At 53.0% G+C, this 16,746-nt stretch carries 24 protein-coding genes; 3 read left to right on the top strand and 21 right to left on the bottom strand.

The features are described from left to right. Nucleotides 1-189: 189 nt before the first annotated feature. The 10 genes from rplI to DESAC_RS13005 all read right to left on the bottom strand — a co-directional run bounded on the left by rplI (nucleotide 190) and on the right by DESAC_RS13005 (nucleotide 7,331). Nucleotides 190-645, bottom strand: a complete 456-nt coding sequence (rplI, locus tag DESAC_RS12960; RefSeq protein ID WP_013707530.1) for a 50S ribosomal protein L9 — start codon at nucleotides 643-645, stop codon at nucleotides 190-192. Between the two features lie 58 nt (nucleotides 646-703). Further along, complete coding sequence (locus tag DESAC_RS12965; RefSeq protein WP_013707531.1) at nucleotides 704-1,657, bottom strand: DUF2232 domain-containing protein; 954 nt, start codon at nucleotides 1,655-1,657, stop codon at nucleotides 704-706. A 37-nt stretch (nucleotides 1,658-1,694) separates the two neighbouring features. After that, nucleotides 1,695-1,952 (bottom strand): 30S ribosomal protein S18, encoded by a 258-nt coding sequence (gene rpsR / locus DESAC_RS16115; RefSeq protein ID WP_013707532.1) that lies wholly within the window; start codon nucleotides 1,950-1,952, stop codon nucleotides 1,695-1,697. Nucleotides 1,953-1,955: 3 nt separating this feature from the next. After that, nucleotides 1,956-2,417, bottom strand: a complete 462-nt coding sequence (gene rpsF, locus DESAC_RS16120) for a 30S ribosomal protein S6 (RefSeq protein WP_013707533.1) — start codon at nucleotides 2,415-2,417, stop codon at nucleotides 1,956-1,958. Between the two features lie 172 nt (nucleotides 2,418-2,589). Next, complete coding sequence (locus DESAC_RS12980; RefSeq protein ID WP_013707534.1) at nucleotides 2,590-3,210, bottom strand: hypothetical protein; 621 nt, start codon at nucleotides 3,208-3,210, stop codon at nucleotides 2,590-2,592. A gap of 140 nt (nucleotides 3,211-3,350) precedes the next feature. Next, nucleotides 3,351-3,986 (bottom strand): YMGG-like glycine zipper-containing protein, encoded by a 636-nt coding sequence (locus tag DESAC_RS16405; RefSeq protein WP_013707535.1) that lies wholly within the window; start codon nucleotides 3,984-3,986, stop codon nucleotides 3,351-3,353. A 212-nt stretch (nucleotides 3,987-4,198) separates the two neighbouring features. Further along, nucleotides 4,199-4,630 (bottom strand): transcription antitermination factor NusB, encoded by a 432-nt coding sequence (nusB, locus tag DESAC_RS12990; RefSeq protein ID WP_041283979.1) that lies wholly within the window; start codon nucleotides 4,628-4,630, stop codon nucleotides 4,199-4,201. 3 nt (nucleotides 4,631-4,633) lie between these two features. Next, on the bottom strand, nucleotides 4,634-5,104 hold the full coding sequence (ribH, locus tag DESAC_RS12995) for a 6,7-dimethyl-8-ribityllumazine synthase (RefSeq protein ID WP_013707537.1): 471 nt from the start codon (nucleotides 5,102-5,104) through the stop codon (nucleotides 4,634-4,636). Nucleotides 5,105-5,333: 229 nt separating this feature from the next. After that, nucleotides 5,334-6,536, bottom strand: coding sequence for a bifunctional 3,4-dihydroxy-2-butanone-4-phosphate synthase/GTP cyclohydrolase II (locus tag DESAC_RS13000; protein WP_013707538.1), 1,203 nt, complete (start codon nucleotides 6,534-6,536; stop codon nucleotides 5,334-5,336). A 126-nt stretch (nucleotides 6,537-6,662) separates the two neighbouring features. Further along, nucleotides 6,663-7,331 (bottom strand): riboflavin synthase, encoded by a 669-nt coding sequence (locus tag DESAC_RS13005; RefSeq protein WP_218915681.1) that lies wholly within the window; start codon nucleotides 7,329-7,331, stop codon nucleotides 6,663-6,665. 189 nt (nucleotides 7,332-7,520) lie between these two features. Between DESAC_RS13005 and DESAC_RS13010 the strand changes: the two genes are divergently transcribed. The 3 genes from DESAC_RS13010 to DESAC_RS13020 are packed head-to-tail and all read left to right on the top strand — an operon-like array spanning nucleotide 7,521 to nucleotide 9,052. After that, nucleotides 7,521-7,865, top strand: a complete 345-nt coding sequence (locus DESAC_RS13010; protein WP_013707540.1) for a hypothetical protein — start codon at nucleotides 7,521-7,523, stop codon at nucleotides 7,863-7,865. Next, the gene (locus DESAC_RS13015; RefSeq protein ID WP_013707541.1) at nucleotides 7,866-8,693 is read left to right on the top strand and encodes an SDH family Clp fold serine proteinase; all 828 of its coding nucleotides are present in this window, start codon (nucleotides 7,866-7,868) and stop codon (nucleotides 8,691-8,693) included. It begins immediately after the preceding gene. Between the two features lie 26 nt (nucleotides 8,694-8,719). Further along, on the top strand, nucleotides 8,720-9,052 hold the full coding sequence (locus DESAC_RS13020) for a hypothetical protein (RefSeq protein ID WP_013707542.1): 333 nt from the start codon (nucleotides 8,720-8,722) through the stop codon (nucleotides 9,050-9,052). 19 nt (nucleotides 9,053-9,071) lie between these two features. Here DESAC_RS13020 and mazG read toward each other — a convergent pair whose 3' ends face one another. The 11 genes from mazG to DESAC_RS16885 all read right to left on the bottom strand — a co-directional run bounded on the left by mazG (nucleotide 9,072) and on the right by DESAC_RS16885 (nucleotide 16,387). Continuing rightward, nucleotides 9,072-9,896: a nucleoside triphosphate pyrophosphohydrolase gene (gene mazG, locus DESAC_RS13025; protein WP_013707543.1), complete on the bottom strand. Its 825-nt coding sequence runs from the start codon at nucleotides 9,894-9,896 to the stop codon at nucleotides 9,072-9,074. A 1-nt stretch (nucleotide 9,897) separates the two neighbouring features. Continuing rightward, on the bottom strand, nucleotides 9,898-10,452 hold the full coding sequence (locus tag DESAC_RS15450) for a CvpA family protein (RefSeq protein ID WP_013707544.1): 555 nt from the start codon (nucleotides 10,450-10,452) through the stop codon (nucleotides 9,898-9,900). Between the two features lie 322 nt (nucleotides 10,453-10,774). Further along, complete coding sequence (locus tag DESAC_RS13035) at nucleotides 10,775-11,263, bottom strand: tetratricopeptide repeat protein (protein WP_013707545.1); 489 nt, start codon at nucleotides 11,261-11,263, stop codon at nucleotides 10,775-10,777. A 176-nt stretch (nucleotides 11,264-11,439) separates the two neighbouring features. Then, entirely contained in the window at nucleotides 11,440-12,063 is a 624-nt protein-coding gene (locus DESAC_RS13040) for a hypothetical protein (RefSeq protein WP_013707546.1), read from the bottom strand. 189 nt (nucleotides 12,064-12,252) lie between these two features. Then, nucleotides 12,253-13,728, bottom strand: coding sequence for a thymidylate synthase (locus tag DESAC_RS13045; RefSeq protein WP_013707547.1), 1,476 nt, complete (start codon nucleotides 13,726-13,728; stop codon nucleotides 12,253-12,255). Continuing rightward, nucleotides 13,725-14,135: a HEPN domain-containing protein gene (locus DESAC_RS13050; RefSeq protein WP_013707548.1), complete on the bottom strand. Its 411-nt coding sequence runs from the start codon at nucleotides 14,133-14,135 to the stop codon at nucleotides 13,725-13,727. Before DESAC_RS13050 ends, DESAC_RS13045 begins: the two co-directional genes overlap by 4 nt. Continuing rightward, nucleotides 14,116-14,457, bottom strand: coding sequence for a nucleotidyltransferase domain-containing protein (locus DESAC_RS13055; RefSeq protein WP_013707549.1), 342 nt, complete (start codon nucleotides 14,455-14,457; stop codon nucleotides 14,116-14,118). The genes DESAC_RS13050 and DESAC_RS13055 overlap by 20 nt, the downstream gene beginning before the upstream one ends. 17 nt (nucleotides 14,458-14,474) lie before the next feature. After that, nucleotides 14,475-14,795: a hypothetical protein gene (locus DESAC_RS13060; protein ID WP_013707550.1), complete on the bottom strand. Its 321-nt coding sequence runs from the start codon at nucleotides 14,793-14,795 to the stop codon at nucleotides 14,475-14,477. Nucleotides 14,796-14,803: 8 nt separating this feature from the next. Further along, nucleotides 14,804-15,085 (bottom strand): type II toxin-antitoxin system RelE/ParE family toxin, encoded by a 282-nt coding sequence (locus DESAC_RS13065; protein ID WP_013707551.1) that lies wholly within the window; start codon nucleotides 15,083-15,085, stop codon nucleotides 14,804-14,806. After that, complete coding sequence (locus tag DESAC_RS13070) at nucleotides 15,082-15,297, bottom strand: hypothetical protein (protein WP_013707552.1); 216 nt, start codon at nucleotides 15,295-15,297, stop codon at nucleotides 15,082-15,084. The genes DESAC_RS13065 and DESAC_RS13070 overlap by 4 nt, the downstream gene beginning before the upstream one ends. A 292-nt stretch (nucleotides 15,298-15,589) precedes the next feature. Further along, on the bottom strand, nucleotides 15,590-16,387 hold the full coding sequence (locus DESAC_RS16885) for an RNA repair transcriptional activator RtcR family protein (RefSeq protein WP_041283982.1): 798 nt from the start codon (nucleotides 16,385-16,387) through the stop codon (nucleotides 15,590-15,592). Nucleotides 16,388-16,746 lie beyond the last annotated feature (359 nt).

The following is a 16,746-nucleotide window of genomic DNA, read 5'->3' on the forward strand; positions in this document are numbered from 1 at the left end:
CGGCTCATTCCAGATCCTGTTGCAAGACAGAAACCGCAAGTCCGGGATCATCAAGGGCTCCTCATGACGCAGACCTGGAGGTCTGCACTACCGTTTTTCTGGTACAACAGCCGCTGCCTGACAGAACAATATGATCTTATTGCCTGTGCAATCGCTATTTTCATGGTAACAAACGGAAACCGGAAACCACTATCCGGCGGTATTCTCCGCTTGAACCTCTATTTTTATGGCAGCCCGGACTTCAGGGTGCAGTTTGATGACAGCCTCGTGCACCCCAAGGGTCTTGATCGGTTCAGGCATATCGATCTTCTTCCGGTCAATGTCCAGTCCCAGTTTCGCCAGGGCCTCAGCGATATGAACGTTAGTAACTGAACCGTAAAGACGCTCGGATTCTCCCACGCGTTGTTGAATGGTCAGGGTAATTTCCTCCAAGCGGGCGGCCATAGCCTTGGCCTGATCGATCTCTTTGGCATGCTGCGCCAGAAGGCGGGCCCGCTGCTGTTCAAAACGGGCCAGATTGCCTTTAGTGGCCTCCAGCGCCTTGCCCTGAGGAATGAGATAGTTGCGGCCATAGCCGGGAGTAACGTCAACAATAGAGCCTATAGTGCCTAGGCTAGGGATCTCATCAATTAAGATAACTTTCACGTAATTATACCTCATTATTAAATGTGCGTGGCTTTCCCGAAATGAAGGCCATGTGGGATTACAACTCGGGTGGAGGCCGATGCAGATGGCGGAAATCAAACCAGAGATCGGTAAGCCCGATGAGCACCACCAGGAAAATTGCCGGCTTTATCAGCACGAGCAGCACATAACTGGACCAGCGAAAAAACCGCGGTACCTGAAAACGCTGAAAAATAAAGACTATGATGGCCAACCCCTGAAAAAAATAGAGCATTCCGCTCAGCAACAGGAGGTTTACACCGATCATATTGAGCAGATGGATCGGCGCCAACAGCAGAAAACCGGCGCCGATAAAAATGAAAACCAACCAACCGGGGGAGCCCCAACAGCTTAGCGGTCCTCCCTGTTTCCTCCAAGCGGCGCTATCCCCGAGGCGCTGGCTGAGAACATAGTTAAGCAAAACCACCACCATATTATTTATCAGGAGCAAAGCCGGGGTTATTTGAATAATATAGGCACTCGCCACTTCTGCGTTCAGACCGGAGAGCGCCATTTCCTTCTCAAGCAGATGCTCTTTTTGGAGGAGTTGCACAATCGCCGTCCAAAATTCCTGTACCGCCTGCTGCAAATACTCTATCGGCGTTAAATTTTGCTGCCAGGCATGGAGGGAAAAAACGCCAACCTCCAAAATTGCTACCAGGATAGCGGCACCGCCTATAACCACTTCGAGACGGTCCTGCCAGTTCATCAGTAAACTCAGGATAAAGGCAACCGCCGCCATCTGCAGAAATGGCAGCAACTCGGCCTTAAAGCCGAAAAAATGCTCGGCGTAGTAAATAATGCTAATCCCGGCGCCTACCAATAAACTTCCCGCTAGCCAGCCACTGCGATGGATTACCAGGATCGTCGGCAAAGGCATCAGGGCGCCGATCATCAGGCCGGCGATGGGGAGCTGGATGGAGGCGTAATACAATAGGAGAAGTGCCAAAAGACCATTGACGACGATGATAATCGGGACCCGCAAGGCCTCCACAATGTCTCGCCTCCAGTGCAATACGGCCGGGCTCTGTCTACCCTTGAATCATACTGGCCGCATACGGCATTAAGGCTAAATGTCTGGCCCGCTTTATGGCAAGGGTGACCTTACGTTGATGGCGAGCGCAATTGCCCGATATGCGGCGGGGAATAATCTTGCCCCGCTCAGTGATAAAATGTCGCAAGGTATTCACGTCCTTATGGTCGATAACGAGTTTGCTGTCCACACAGAAACGGCATACTTTCCGCCGGTGAAAAATGGGGCGGCGTTTTCTTTTCGGAACGATGGCCATCTGTTATTCCTCCGATGTCTCAGGTTCGACCGCAACCGGAATCTCCTCGGCAACCGCCGGGGAGGCAGCGACAGATTCTTGAGCTGGCGCTTCTTCAGGTACTTCAGGAGTGGGCCCGGCTTCCGCCTGCGGTTTGACCTTAGCGGCTATTTCCGCCTTCAAGGCCTCAACGTCAACATTTTCCCCGGTTTTCACGGAAAGAAAACGGAGGATGCGATCATCGATCTTGAGGTTGCGCTCGAATTCCGCCAACCCCGCCGGCACCCCGGCAAAATCAAGCAAAACGTAGTATCCCTGGTGAAATTTTTTGATCTTGTAAGCCAGGCGACGTCGGCCCCAATCTTCCAACTTGAGTTGGACGCCGTTTTGAGCGCCGACTATCCCCGTAAACTTATCGATGACACTATGGGTCTCGTCATCGCCAAGATCAGGGTTGATAATAAAAATCGTTTCGTACCGATTCATCTGTCCTCCTTATGGATTTTTAGCCCTGGATGAAAACCAGAGCAAGGAGCAAAGTTATAATTTTAAATAAAAAAGGGGGCTAATGTCAAGATTTAGCATCAAAATATATTACTTTTCGCTTCTTATACCAATGCGGTAAAATTGGTATGAGACCTTGGGGCACTACTGCCGGTCATTCCAGGATGAAACTATGATCCTGCGAATCCATCGCTTTTTCTCCCAGAATTTTGGTCCACACGGTGTAAACCCCGGCCAGCAGAGGGCTGGGCAAGGTAAGGGTAACGCGGTCGCCAAACGTACCATTCGGTTTGTTGAGCATTATCTGGCTGGCCGGCAGAGCTGGCTTGCCGCTAAATTTGACTTCCCGGATGATAGTGAGGCTGTTCACCTGGTCCCGAGGAGATAAAATAGTATAAGTAGCACTAAGAGTGATCTGTCCACCCTGCCGGACCCGTACCGGATTGATCGCAGCCTTTTCCAGATAGACCAATTCTCCCCGGTCTTTCGTATAGCTGTATTCCTGCGCGGCCTCCGGTCCGTTCCGGACGAAAGATTCCTGGTGATCAATGTACAAAGGACACTTGATAGCCAAATTCGGTGAGGGGCTGCAGGTAGAGCTGATGATGGCGCCCATGGCCGAGCCGACATTCACCCGACCGATGGCCGCCGGCATAACCGGCTGAGAGCGAGTCCTCGTAGGAGCAGGCATCGTCTCGGAACAGCCGACCCCAACCAGCGTGAATATCATCATAAGATGCCAGGGATCGCACCAGAGGCGCCTGCTTTTTAGCATTGATACCTCCCAGACGTTACCGCTATGCTGCATTGATGCATTCCTTTTCTCCTTCATCCTTTGTACAGTTGCTGCCTGGACCGTTAGCGACCATCTTTAGCGGAGAAATTCCCCTTACCGCCCAGCAGTGCCTAAAATGATCATTCCACGGTGAAGGAACTCGCCCGCTCATCCATGGCCCGATCGGTCAACACCTTGGTAACCACCGAATAGTCTCCTCGGGGAAATTCCTTAGGAATTGCGAGACTTACCTGATCAACGAAGGTGCCGTTCGGTTTGGTCAGGCGGACCTGGTCAGGATTGAGGACGCGTTGACTGCCCGATTGCACCTCACGAATGAGGGTAACGTTATTGGGTTGGCCAGAACCGGAGAGCAGGGTATACGTAGCGCTCAGATTAATGGTGTCTCCGGCCTTTACCCTGGACGGCTTTAACTCCACGTTTTCGATGGAGACGATATCTCCCCGTCCCGGGCTATAATTGTAGGTTTCGGCCGCCATCTGGGCGTCCCGGGTTTGAGATTCCTTGTGTTTGGCATAGAGGAATCCACCCACGCCGCCTACAATAGCGCCTGTGGCAGCCCCAACCCAGGCGCCGGTGCCAGCGCTCCCAGTGGCTGCGCCAATAATTGATCCCAGGGCTGAACCGACTGCGGCGCCTCCCAGGGCGCCAGCCCCGGTGGAACGGGCCGGATCATAGTGACCATTCGTAGCGCAGCCAGCACCCGTGATCACAAAAAGCACGACCAATGTATAAATCAAAAGCTGACGTTTCATGACCGCCTCCTGCAGAGAAAATGAATACCAGTTTCTGCCTGTCCTGCAACCAATTGTCATTCTCCAAAAAGCACCTGCAAACCACAGAAATCAACCGCCGGTAATTTAGGCTTTCCAGCCGGTGCGCAGTCTTTTTCTCATTGCGGCGGGATGTGCTTCGCTTTCCCGCCCTACCAGCTGAAAACTGTAAAACATCCGGCTCAGAGGCGAAACTAGCCCAGACCTCGGTCTGGCTGCCTGGCCTTCAGAAAACTATCCAAGATACCGTTGATAAACGCCCCGGAGTTCTCCGCCCCGAAACGTTTGCCCAATTCCACGGCTTCATTGACTACCACTTTGGGCGGCACCTCTGGACAGTGAAGCAGTTCAAAGATCGCCAGACGCAGGATATTGCGGTCGACGCTGGCCATCCGCTCCAAACGCCAGTGCTGTGAAAAACGGGAAATATAGGCATCCAGCTCTTCGCAATGTCCTCTGACCCCGGCTACCAGCCGATGGAAATAAGCCGAGTTCCGTTCCTCCGAATGGAAATGCTCCCAAAAAAGCGCCGCCGCTCCCTCAACCTCCCGTCCGGTAATCTCAATCTGATACAGACATTGCAGGGCTCGTTCCCGAGCCAGACTTTTTCCAGGGCGGCTCACCAGGCGCTAAGCTCCGATCTGGCGCAGCAGGTGAACCATTTCCACGGCAGCTTCAGCCGCGGCAAAACCCTTATTGCCCGCCTTGCTCCCGGATCGCTCAATGGCCTGATCCAGGGTATCGGTAGTTATGATCCCAAAGAGCACTGGTACGCCAGTATCCAGAGAGACCGAAGCGATGCCTTTACTGACTTCTGCCGCCACATAATCAAAATGGGGCGTGGAACCGCGAATGACCGCGCCCAGGCAGATGACTGCATCAAATTTTTTTGACTGTGCCAGCCGTTTGGCTACCAAAGGTATCTCAAAGGCCCCTGGAACCTTATAGACCACCAGATCTTCCTCCTGAGCCCCGCGGCGGATCAGGCTGTCTACCGCTCCTCCCAAAAGCCGCTCGACAAAAATATCATTAAAACGGCTGACCACCAGCGCGAACTTCATCCCTTCGGCCAACAGGTTGCCTTCTACGGTCTTAATCATAGCCACATCCTCTTTCCACTGCAGCGCCCTCTGAATAGCAGCACGGACTTCCTCTCCCGAACCGCGATTATTATTTGGGTAATTGCCATTGCCTATCGGCTACCCGCAAACCATGAAAATCGCCTGCCGCTAGCGCAGGCTTTCTAGCCTGTGCAGCATTTTTTCTCTCAGCTCGACACTCGGCACTTATTTCTCTGACTAACTGGAAACTGTATTTCCTTGGCGACGGTTATACCAAGTCGAGAATGTGCCCCATTTTCATGCACTTGGTACGCAGATATTTCAGATTTTTCGGATTGGGGGGAACTTCCAAAGGCACCCGCTCTACCATCGTAAGGCCATATCCCTCCAGACCGATAATCTTCTTGGGGTTGTTGGTCATGAGACGCATTTTACGCACCCCCAGATCTCGCAGGATTTGCGCCCCGATGCCATAGTCTCGCAGATCCGCCTTAAATCCTAAAGCCTCATTCGCCTCAACGGTGTCGGCGCCCTGGTCCTGGAGTTCATAAGCCCTGAGCTTGTTAACCAGACCGATGCCCCGCCCCTCTTGGCGCATATACAGGATGACCCCGGTTCCCTCGGCGTCAACTTTTTGCATGGCCGAGATCAATTGGTCGCCGCAATCGCACCGCAGAGAGCCCAGGACATCACCGGTCAGACACTCGGAATGGACCCGCACCAGGACCGGCATCTCAGGTTTGATCTCGCCTTTGACCAGGGCCACGTGCTGTTCCGCATCCACATCGTTTTCATAGGCAATCACGGTGAATTCCCCGTGATAGGTAGGGAGCTTGGCCGTGGCCCGACGCCGCACGAAGGATTCATGGCGCAGCCGGTAGGCTACCAGATCGGCAATCGTTGCAATTTTCAGGTTGTGTTCGGCGGCAAAAACTTCGAGATCAGGCATGCGGGCCATCGTCCCATCGTCTTTCATGATTTCGCAGATGACCGCAGCTTCTTTCAGACCTCCCAACCGCGCCAGGTCCACTGAGCCCTCGGTCTGACCGGTGCGTACCAACACGCCGCCCTTGCGCGCCCGCAACGGGAAGACATGGCCGGGACTGACAATGTCCTCGGGTTTGGCATTGTCTCTCACCGCCGTCAGAATAGTAGTGGCCCGGTCTGCCGCGGAGATGCCGGTCGTAACGCCCCGCTTGGCTTCGATAGAGACTGTAAAAGCAGTCTTAAAGGGGGAGGTATTCTGACTGACCATCATGGGAATCCGCAGCCGCTCAATAATCTCCTGATTTAAAGCCAAACAGATGAGGCCGCGGCCAAAACGGGCCATGAAGTTTATCGCTTCGGGGGTAACCTTTTCCGCTGCCATCGTGAGGTCACCCTCATTTTCCCGGTCCTCGTCATCCACTAGTATGATCATTTTACCCTGTTGAATATCTGTAATAACTTCTTCGATCGGTGAGATCGGCATTACCTTTACCTCTAATCATGGAATTTAAAATGCCAAAGCGGCTCGCACAAAAGTGGCAACCTCTTCCAAACGTTCGATTTCCAGAGATAATCAATCTATCAGGGCGGGGTCGCCCCATCCTTACACTCAGAGAAAACCGTGGCGGGCCAATAGTTCGTGAGTAACAGTGCCTTCCGAGCTCTGGCGCTGTGGTGACAGCAGTTTTTCGACGTACTTGCCGATGATATCAGTTTCGACATTCAGCCGGTCTCCTGGACGCACCTCGATCAGGGTGGTGTGGCGAGCAGTGAAAGGAATGATGTTGACGCTGAATTCATCTCCGGTACAGGAATTTACCGTTAGGCTGACGCCGTCCAGGGCAATAGAGCCCTTCTCAATAACGTAACGGCTCCAATTATCCGTCAGGCGGATGACGCACTGCAGGTGTTGCGGGCGGACCATTTTTTTCACCAGTTGGCCGACGCAATCGATATGCCCGCTGACGATATGCCCGCCCAGACGGTCGCCAACCCGCAGCGCCCTCTCGATATTGACCCGGTCGCCAACTCTCTTGGCCGCCAGACTGGTCCGACGCACGGTTTCAGGGGAGACCTCAACCGTAAAAGTTCGAGCTGTCAATTCAACTACCGTCAAACACGGGCCACTGACCGCGATCGAGTCGCCCGGCTTGACTTCGGTCAGATTGAAGGGCGCAGTAAGACTGAGACGCAGGCCTTCAGCCTCTCTGGCAATCGCGGTGATTTCGCCGATCCCTTCTACCAGTCCGGTAAACATCTCGATTGTGTCGCTCCCCACTCGTAATAGTCTTATTTTACACAATGTATCAGGGAAAAGATATCCCCTGCGGAGAAAAAACGCCAGCCTTTGGTTAGCAACCGTTGCCACTGTCAGCTAATGACCTTAGACTGTTCACCTTTAAGCTTTTACGTCAGGGAAATCTTGACCGTTAATTGAGTTTTCTATAAGTTAACACAGGGGTGAGTTATGCGCAGCTCAAAAATTGCCCTTCTCCTGTCTGCTTTTGTCTTTCCGGGGTTGGGTCAGGTCTACAAACATGAAGTAAAGAAAGGCGTGTTCCTGATCCTGGCGTCATCCCTATTGTTGGGCGCCGTGGTTCTGGGGTTTTTTATTATCTCCAGTTACCATTATGCCGAGATCTTGGCCCAGACCGCCTCTCCGGAAGCCGTGGCGGAAACGCAACTGCGGCAGATGCTGGTCAGGGTCATGACGCATCCCTTCATCCTTTTCACGTTTGGGCTGCTCTTGGCCACCTGGCTCTACAGCATTTTTGATGCCGGGCGGCAGGGAAGGCCATCCCAGGAGGATTAAATGACGAGCTTGACCGAAATTTTCTGGCTGTTCCTGATTATTATAGCCTTGCAACCGATGCTCCGGCAGAAAATTCTCAACTCTGCCCGTCAGCGCCTGATTGCCCGTCTGGAAAAAACGCGAGGTTCGCGGGTTATCCTCCTGGTCCATCGGCAGGAGACCATGAGTTTTTTGGGCGTGCCCATCTTTCGCTATATCGACGTCAACGATTCCGAACAGGTACTGCGGGCCATACATCTCACCGACCCTGAAGTGCCTCTCGACATCATCATGCATACTCCAGGCGGATTGGTCCTGGCCTCTATGCAGATTGCCCGGGCCATCCACCGCCATCCCGGCAAAACCACCGTCTTTGTGCCGCATTACGCCATGTCCGGCGGGACGCTCATCGCCCTGGCGGCTGACGAGATCGTTATGTGCGAGGATGCGGTTCTGGGGCCGGTCGATCCTCAATTAGGCCAATTCCCGGCCGCCTCGCTGTTGCGCGCCGTAGCCCGCAAACCCCTGCACGCTATCGATGATAATACCTTGATCCTGGCAGATCAGGCCGAAAAGGCCATCTGGCAGATCCGGGAAGATGTCCGCAAGTTCCTCTCCGATACCATGGCTCCGGAAAAAGCCGATGAATTGGCGCGGTTGATGTCCGAAGGCACCTGGACCCATGACCACCCCATCTCCTTTGAGGAGGCCGGGCATTTAGGGTTGCCGGTAATGAGCGACATGCCCAAAGAAGTCCTGGAACTCATGGAACTCTTTCCCCAACCCGTCCGGCAGCAGCCAGCCGTCGAATATCTGCCGGCGCCCCGTAAATTTGATCATCCCCGCTAAGTTTTTAGTATCCTGGAGGAATCAGCATGAAACAATACGTCTTGGATGAGATCAGCCGCCCGGACATCTCTCGGATCAAAACCTATCTGGACGAACATGCTCAGCCCTCCGGCCTGGAAGGCATCTGGTGGGTGGAATTGAGTGAGGAGCAGCTCAGTAAAATCCAGAAAGCTCACCCGGATTGTCAACCTCACTGTTTTGCGGTGGAATTAGGCCGGAACTTTGTTAAATTCGAGTTTCTCATCCGCAGCCGCCGTACTATGCGTTGCGCGTGCATCGGTTATGCTACCGAGACGCAGCGGCATTGGATCATGGAATTTGCCGACCGGTTGGCAGACGCTCTAGAACTGAAGACCTGAGAGCGATGTAGAGGCGTTTTCACCGCCCTCGTAATCGGTTCTTTACCTCTTCCCAGACGGTATCCATCTCCTCCAGGCTGGCGGTTTCGGGTGTCTTCCCCTGTTTCAGCAGGGCCCTTTCCACAAGGTGAAACCGCTTAATAAATTTGTGAATGGTGCGGCGTAACGCTCCCTCGGAATCAATGTGCAAGAACCGGGCTACGTTGACCAGACAGAATAGTAGATCTCCCAGCTCTTCTTCCTGATGGTCCGAATCGGCTGCCTGGAGCGCCTCGCGAAATTCAGCCAGCTCCTCTTCAAATTTGTCGAGCACCCCGTGGATATCGGGCCAGTCGAATCCTACCCGGGCTGCCGCTTCGCCCAAACGCTGGGCCTGCCTGAGGGCCGGTTGTCCCGGAGATACTTCGGCCAGCAGGGATTTTGCCTCGGCTTTCCCCTCGGCCGCCTTGGCCCGCTGCCAGATGGAGCGCAAGTCCTCCAGGGTCTCGGCCTTTTCCTGACCAAAGACGTGAGGATGACGATGGATCATCTTGCCCCGAATCCCCTCAATAACTTCGGTAAGGGAAAAATCACCGTGCTCCCGATACATTTCACTCAGCATGACAATGTGCAGCAGGACGTCTCCCAGTTCTTCCTGAATTTTATCCGGCTCGCGGGAATCCAGGGCCTCTACCAGCTCATAGGCCTCTTCCAGCATATAGGTTTTTAAGGTATCCGGAGTCTGTTTGGCATCCCAGGGACAGCCCCCCGGTCCCCGCAAGCGGCGGATGACCTCTACCAAAGCGCTGAGCGCCGCCGCCGGAGTTACCTGTTTTTCTAGCCCATGGGGAAGTGGTACAGACATCTTACGTCTCCTCTGCCGGGGCCCCGGATTTCTTTCTGCCACCCCAATCCCGCTCAAACTGTAAGGCCCGCTCTTTTACCTTCTGCTTAAACTCTTCCGGCAACAGTTTCAGAGTCTGGTTGTACATACCTTTTAAATAAGGCGCTGATACCGAGTCCTGCAATAATTTTGAGTCCTTGGGGACCATCAAAGCAATTACCGTCAAGAGAAACCCCAGGATCACGGCCCCTTTTAGAAGCCCGAAAACCCCTCCCAACAAACGGTCAACCGGTCCCAGATAGAGGTAGGCCAGAAACCGATGCAGCAGATGACCCATAATCCTGACCAGCCAATACACCAAGATAAAAATGATCAAAAAACTGATTATCCGGCTGTAGAGTGGCGTATGTACCCACTGGGAGATCAGCCGGGCCAGTCTCAGGTAGTAATTGGCAGCAACAATCAACCCCGTCACCAAACCGATGATAACGGCCATCTCCTGCAGCAGCCCCCGGTAATATCCCCGGAGTCCTACGAGTAGCAAGATTACAACAATACCTAAATCTAACAGGTTCATGCATGTGCTCGTGGTAAGAGAAATAGAGTTACTACTGCGGCGATGCTATATTATACCAGTTCATTGAAAAATGGAATCAAAATTTACATAACTGATTGATATTAATTATAGTGTTGGTTAGCAAACCGTCGCTGTAATGCGAATCCGATATTGCTCCCAACACCGGCTGAAATAAATAAGAGGCCGGCAGTTGTTAACTTCCCGGCCTCTAACATCGGTAAAGAGCAATAAGATTTACAGGATGTCCTTATAAAGGGGCGGAAGCAATCCGGATCTACATCTTTACCACTATAAAACCTGTACTCCCTAATACAGGTTTTTCTTACTTCATTTTGGGCACGTCTTTGGGAATATCCGCGGGTTTGGGGCCCATTTTGGCGGCCAGTTTCTTTTTGTTGTCGGCAATCACACCTGAAATCGTGCTTTTTGGGGTAGTGGTCTTCTCAGGTTTCACTGCTGAACAGAGGCCGCCGATGAGACATACCTGATCCACTTTGTATAAATACTGATCGGCGTATTTCTCGGCATTGGTCAGATAGGTCATGGCATCCTGCATCTTCCCCTGTTTTTCCATCAGGACGGCCATATTATTGTTGGCATATGGGTTGTAAAAATCAGCCTTGATGACTTTTTCGAATTCCACCTGGGCAGCGTCATACTTGCCCTTGGACATAAATTCATACCCCTGAAACAGCGGAGTAAAGATATCATCCCCCATCTGCCGGGGCTGCGCCGCCGCCGGAGCGACCAGAGCGACCCCGATAAAACCGATGAATGCTAAAACTGAAAAGATTTTTATGAAGCGCCGCATAATTACCTCCTTGTTAAATATCATCATCTAGGTCCAAACGCCCCTTCACCCCATATAATAAGGTTAGAATTAATTTAGTCAAGAATAAAACAACGAAACCGATATTTTTCAGACTTCCGACAACCGAGCCGTTACGCTCGCCATACCTGGTCATAATGCTTGACTACTGTTTCACCTTATTCCTGTCGCATGGCGCTGCGAGAACCGCCCACGTTTTTAAACACAGCCTGAAAGTTGCGATACAGACTCTTATTATACCTGATGCGGTGACACTTCTTGAGATAGCGGTTCTTATCGGGGTTGTCCGGCAATAAATCCAGACCCTCCCAACCTTGCGGGCGGGGAAAGGCATAATAAGGATATGCCTTCGGGATGCCGCGCACATACGCCACCTGCGGGATCACCCATTCCGAGCGGGCCAGATACACCCGGTGCATACCGTCATTGATGAGATGCGCCAGCGAGCCGTCGGCTTCGAAAGACTCCTCGACAACCGGGGGATACAGATCGTAATCCACCAGGTCGCCATTTTTTTCTCTGACCGTATAGGTAACAAAACCGTTCAGTTGAAACATATCCATCCCGTGCTCCCGGAGACTCCAGCGCAGTTCCTGCACCTTGCGCAATTCCGTCAACCAGATATAGTTCTGCGGCGGGTGCAGATAGTTGGTATGTATCTGCTCCAGGGAGATGAGGGCGGGCTGATAGATTAATACCTCGGGCTGCTCCTGCAACGGCACCCGCCGCAGTCGGGCGATGAGTTCAATCTCGGGATGATGTTTCACCTGGACAATTTCCATTATTAGCCAACCCTTTCTTATCAGTTGTCATAACCTATCAGCCACCTACGAACCATGAAAACGGTTTACCGGCGGCGCCGGCTTGCAAGCCTGTTCAGGAGTTATTTTCCGTATAACGGTATCATAGCAAGACGCTATCCAGCTCAGATATCTGTCTGTAGGGGAGGATCTTGTATTTGCCCAAACAACTCATTCCTGTTCAAATTCCCGGCCGGTCCGCAAACACTCCTCCGCCCGCGTCAACTGCCGGCCCAAGTAGATGGCATGATTCAGATCCGAGAGGGCCAGGTCCCGAGCCAATTGATGCTGCAATCGGACCGCCTTTCTGTCACGGTATTCTTTCAAGGTGACATCGCCGTAGCGATGCTCCACCAGGATCTCGCCCTCATCCAGACTGATCCTGAAATAACCGCAAGGGTCTTCCCGGATGCCAAAAGGTCGGCGGCCGACCACGGCCAGGGCCCGGTCCAACTCTTTGCGATCGATGCTGATGGAATGGCTCACCACGGTAATCGGGCCAATGGGCATACCTAATCTTAGGGCCACCCATTGCTGCAATGCCATGAGACCGTAGACGTTGGGCAGCCAGGCATCCAGGGCGTTGTGGGTCCGGAAGGTGGCCGTGAGGGTAAGCTTTTCGTCAAAGCGGCGAAAAAATGAAGATACAAAGCAAGGCTGGCCCTTAGGATTTATCAGGTCACGGTTGTTGTCCCACAAGGTGAGGTAGGCCTTGCGGTCCTCTGGGTCTGCTCGGAGGCGCTCCAAACAGGCTTTAAGATTATCAGCCCCGAAATAGGCCCGCAACCGATTGCCGTAGCTGTAGGTTTCGTCGGCCCCTTTCTCCCCCCGCAGAAAATCCCGCTGATACGTCCGCAGCTTCTCCGGATCAAAGTGAAATTCCCTTAGGGCCTCCTCCGGGTCAAAGACCGGCCGCTGAATCACCACCTTGACATTCTGCAGCTCCAACCGCTCCCCTTTGGCCAGACGGACGGGGTGGGCAAAACGGCTGATGATAAAAAGCAGCTCCTGCCAGGCCTCCAGAAAAGTGTCCCGCACGATGGTATGGGCCTGGGGGCAACTGGGAAAATGCGAAATGCTCACCCGGGGCAAAGCAATTTCCTGCCGGTCCTTTTCTGTAACCGGCGCCTGCTTCTCTGGCCGCCAGCCATTAAAAAACTCCCGTATCCGGGCGAGCGTCCCGTCGTCCTTGGGCTCCCCCAGCCAACACACGCGCGGCGTTGCCAGGAAATGTTCACTTCGCACGAGGCTGTCTATCAGGCGGTTCGTGCCGACTATCCGGCACGTCGAAACTTGTTCCCCGGAGGTCAGGGGCTCATAGGAGACCAGCGGTGAGGCCCCATATTCCAACCCCTCGGCAAAAAACTTCTGCAATTCTTCCAGCGAACCTGACCGGTTCCGGCCGCAGACCACCAGGGTCTGAATCTGGGGATTATATAACAGATTCCGCAGCAGCTCCCGCAGGCCATTGCCATACAGGGTGCCGAAGACCGCAATGGGCGAAGTGGCCGCATCGAGGTCAACCCCGGCCTGCCGAAAACGCTCCCTGACATAATCCACCTTCGACCACAGGGTAAGGACGCCGATGGTCCCGGCGGGATTGACGATGGTAAGTTTGTCCTGGAAGTAGAGGGGGATGAAGTTCACGAGTCTATTTTACGATCAATCAAAGCTTTGAGTTCCGAATAGATTTTTCCAGCCTCAGTCAAGGCCTTTTGGGCTTCGGCCAAACCGGGCATACCTTCGGGTAATAATCCTATTTCTTGCGGGTAGCGGCTGTCAAGATAGATATCGTTTAAAAACCTGAGCGCTTCGGCATCCATATCGATACCGAATCCTAAGGCCTCTTCTGCCTTTTGTCGCAGCCGGATTAGATTGTGGCTCCGGGGGATTGGCTGACGGCGTGCCGCCAGGACAGCTTTTAAGGCTTTTTCGGCACATTGCTGGGCGTGAAAGCAAGTCATCGTGAATATTCCAGCCGCCAGCAGAATTTCAGCGCTCCGCAAGTCATCAAAGGCAAATTGCAGCCAATTTTCATGAAGGTTTTCGGTCATAGACAGTGACGCCGGTGGCCAAAATATGATGGAGAAAAGATGAGGGATGATCCTTGAATCGTTCCACCTCCTCTGGAGTGTAGAAGAGGATATCCAGACCAATATTTTTATCCAGGTCGTGCAACAACCGCCTGACTTTTAAACGCCGGTCCAAAGGCCGCTCCCGGGAAGGGGCAATGATCAGGATATCAATATCACTATACTCATCCGTTCTGCCGGTCACCTGCGACCCGAACAGGACAATTTTTTCCAGATCGATCTGCCCGGTCAGCTTCTGGATGATTTCGTTGATGAGTTTATTCAACTCTCCATGAAAGATCATGCTCATCTCCTCGGACTCTAAACTTTTCTCCCGGTAATTGCAATCGGCTCACCCGCCGGTTCGAAAGCCGGATTATCGCCGGCATACTGCTGCCAGCGGATTTTGTTGCGCTCTTTCCCCAGGAGTTTTATGTCGTCAGTCTGTGCTATAGAGGGTGCCGCAGAAATTGGGGAGGAGCCAGGATCAAGGTTAACCCCGGCCTGGCGGAAGCGTTCCATAAAGTAGTCCACCTTGGACCATAGGGTGAGCACGGCGATGGTCCCGGCGGGATTGACAATGGTCAGTTTATCCTGGAAGTAGAGGGCGATGAAGTTCTTAGGAGTATTTAGAATATTCACGCTCAGGCTCAATAGACCTCTTTATGGGTTCCCAGCGTTAACAATAGTATTGCTTCTTTTCCCTGGAAAGTAACAAAATCAAATAGTATCCTTAGATCGTAATCGACGCTGCAGGCCCAAGAGCCCTCTAATTTGCCCTTTAACTTATGGGTTTTCAGCTTGGGATGAAAAGCATTTTCAGCCAATAGCTCGAGGGTTGAATGAAATTCCCTAATGATATCAGGGTTCTTTTTAACTAATTTTTGAGCCGCCCGCACGAAAGCCGGAGAACGAAGGAGCGGGCGTTTCACGATAAAATTTCCCTTATTAATTCATCCGGAGTGACTTCCTGACATTTCCCACCTGCAAATTCTTGCTTCGCCACCTGAATTTCCCGGGCGATTTCGTCCCGCCGCTGTTCTGCAAGCCGACGGTTCAGGAGGTCAATAAGGGCCTCTTGATCCTCTCGGCTTAACTGAGCAACTGCTTCTAATAGGTCACCAAAGCTCATGGCATTTTCCATACATTTAAACTCCATTTAACCATATTTTCATACAGAGACCATAAACGGCAATTGTCCTTGATTAGTTGTCAAACTCTGCCCGGCTTTCTGAACCTCCGCCCACAGTCACGCCGTAATCGCCTCTTTGATATCGTCCCGGGCTTCTTTTTCATCACGCCCCTGGGAAACACACCCCGGCAATGTGGGGCATTACGCCACTATCCAGCCGTCTTCAACTTGCTCTAATGTTACATGAAAGATCATGCTCATCTCCTCCAAACTCTAAACTTTTCTCCCGGTAATTGCAATCGGCTCAATTATATATAATTACCCTCAGTCGTTCATCTTTAGCTGTTGCCACGATCCCACAGAAATTGATGGCAATGAACCGGTCGGCGGGACGGCCGCTGAGCCGGTGGAGAAACCGGGCAAAGAGCTCCTTGCCCGTGCCGGTCTCCCCCAGGATCAGGACCGGAACGTCCGATGGGGCCAGCAGCGCCCCGGTTTCCAGGGCCTTGACGACGCTCGGATGATCGCCCACAATGCCGCTCTGCCTGATGGCCGTCTCCAGGTCCAGCGGTTTTACGTCCGCAATCTCAGGTGCCGCCAGGCAACTGCGCACCACCGGAAAGCCGGGCTGGGTCAGGTCCACCTCCTCCAGGAGGGGCCTCTCGGCCGTGACAAATTTCGGCGGCCGGATATGCAGCAGCGTGGCCGGCAGTTCCCCCGCCGCGGCCAGCAGCAGCCAGCAGGCGTGCATCTGCGGGGTGCCCGAGGCCACCGAGATGAAATAGGTGGCCCGGGGATGCGCCGAACTGATCTCCTGGAAATGACGGCGCAAGCCGGTCAGGATCGCCAGGTAGTCCGTGGGATCGTTGAGCGGTAGATCTCTCACTTCCAGGCGAATATTGGGATACTGTTCTTTTAATGCCGTGGTAGTGAGTCGGGTGTTTTGCCGGGTGTTCGGCGTGTCAAAGAGAATGACCTCATCAAAGTTTCGGACTGCCAGCAGGGACAGAATGGGCCCGGGCACCTCCTCGCCGCCAATAAGGCCCAAGGTGTAAGGATCATGGAAGCCGGTAAAGGTGAGGAGGATATTCATTTTGTTCATGAGGCTGCCTTCGTCGCGCGCGGCGCCGTTTGGAACCAGTGGAGGATCAAAAGACCATAGGCCTTTTCGGATTGCAGAAAGGCATGGAGTGGTCTAGTGATTTATGAATGAAAATATAGCATTAATATCAAATCACCGTCAAATGCAGTTTTTTGTTTTGGGGTCAATCTTGTACGAATGAAGGTGGTGCCAGCTTTTCAGCCGGCACGCTGATGCACCGGCCAGGAGGCCTAGGCCACCAATGATTCTTTTATGCTTCGTTGTGTTCTTGAGAACATGTGAACTTGTATATCCCCACTGTAGGGGCGAATCTTGTATTTGCCCTTCGTATTCGACCCTATGCGGTGGGCGAACACAAG

The sequence above is a fragment of the Desulfobacca acetoxidans DSM 11109 genome (assembly GCF_000195295.1).
Taxonomy (GTDB): Bacteria; Desulfobacterota; Desulfobaccia; order Desulfobaccales; family Desulfobaccaceae; genus Desulfobacca; species Desulfobacca acetoxidans.

What these genes read in the sequence shown, in the direction of transcription:
- DESAC_RS12980 (WP_013707534.1), bottom strand. Translation starts at nt 3,210, where the DNA reads ATGCTAAAAAGCAGGCGCCTCTGGTGCGATCCCTGGCATCTTATGATG.
- DESAC_RS13010 (WP_013707540.1), top strand. Translation starts at nt 7,521, where the DNA reads ATGCGCAGCTCAAAAATTGCCCTTCTCCTGTCTGCTTTTGTCTTTCCG.
- DESAC_RS13040 (WP_013707546.1), bottom strand. Translation starts at nt 12,063, where the DNA reads ATGGAAATTGTCCAGGTGAAACATCATCCCGAGATTGAACTCATCGCC.
- DESAC_RS13070 (WP_013707552.1), bottom strand. Translation starts at nt 15,297, where the DNA reads ATGGAAAATGCCATGAGCTTTGGTGACCTATTAGAAGCAGTTGCTCAG.
- ribH (WP_013707537.1), bottom strand. Translation starts at nt 5,104, where the DNA reads ATGATTAAGACCGTAGAAGGCAACCTGTTGGCCGAAGGGATGAAGTTC.
- DESAC_RS16885 (WP_041283982.1), bottom strand. Translation starts at nt 16,387, where the DNA reads ATGAACAAAATGAATATCCTCCTCACCTTTACCGGCTTCCATGATCCT.
- DESAC_RS15450 (WP_013707544.1), bottom strand. Translation starts at nt 10,452, where the DNA reads ATGAACCTGTTAGATTTAGGTATTGTTGTAATCTTGCTACTCGTAGGA.
- DESAC_RS13015 (WP_013707541.1), top strand. Translation starts at nt 7,866, where the DNA reads ATGACGAGCTTGACCGAAATTTTCTGGCTGTTCCTGATTATTATAGCC.
- DESAC_RS13000 (WP_013707538.1), bottom strand. Translation starts at nt 6,536, where the DNA reads ATGCCGATCTCACCGATCGAAGAAGTTATTACAGATATTCAACAGGGT.
- DESAC_RS13035 (WP_013707545.1), bottom strand. Translation starts at nt 11,263, where the DNA reads ATGCGGCGCTTCATAAAAATCTTTTCAGTTTTAGCATTCATCGGTTTT.
- DESAC_RS16405 (WP_013707535.1), bottom strand. Translation starts at nt 3,986, where the DNA reads ATGAAACGTCAGCTTTTGATTTATACATTGGTCGTGCTTTTTGTGATC.
- DESAC_RS13050 (WP_013707548.1), bottom strand. Translation starts at nt 14,135, where the DNA reads ATGACCGAAAACCTTCATGAAAATTGGCTGCAATTTGCCTTTGATGAC.
- rpsR (WP_013707532.1), bottom strand. Translation starts at nt 1,952, where the DNA reads ATGGCCATCGTTCCGAAAAGAAAACGCCGCCCCATTTTTCACCGGCGG.
- rpsF (WP_013707533.1), bottom strand. Translation starts at nt 2,417, where the DNA reads ATGAATCGGTACGAAACGATTTTTATTATCAACCCTGATCTTGGCGAT.
- DESAC_RS13055 (WP_013707549.1), bottom strand. Translation starts at nt 14,457, where the DNA reads ATGATCTTTCATGGAGAGTTGAATAAACTCATCAACGAAATCATCCAG.
- DESAC_RS13020 (WP_013707542.1), top strand. Translation starts at nt 8,720, where the DNA reads ATGAAACAATACGTCTTGGATGAGATCAGCCGCCCGGACATCTCTCGG.
- mazG (WP_013707543.1), bottom strand. Translation starts at nt 9,896, where the DNA reads ATGTCTGTACCACTTCCCCATGGGCTAGAAAAACAGGTAACTCCGGCG.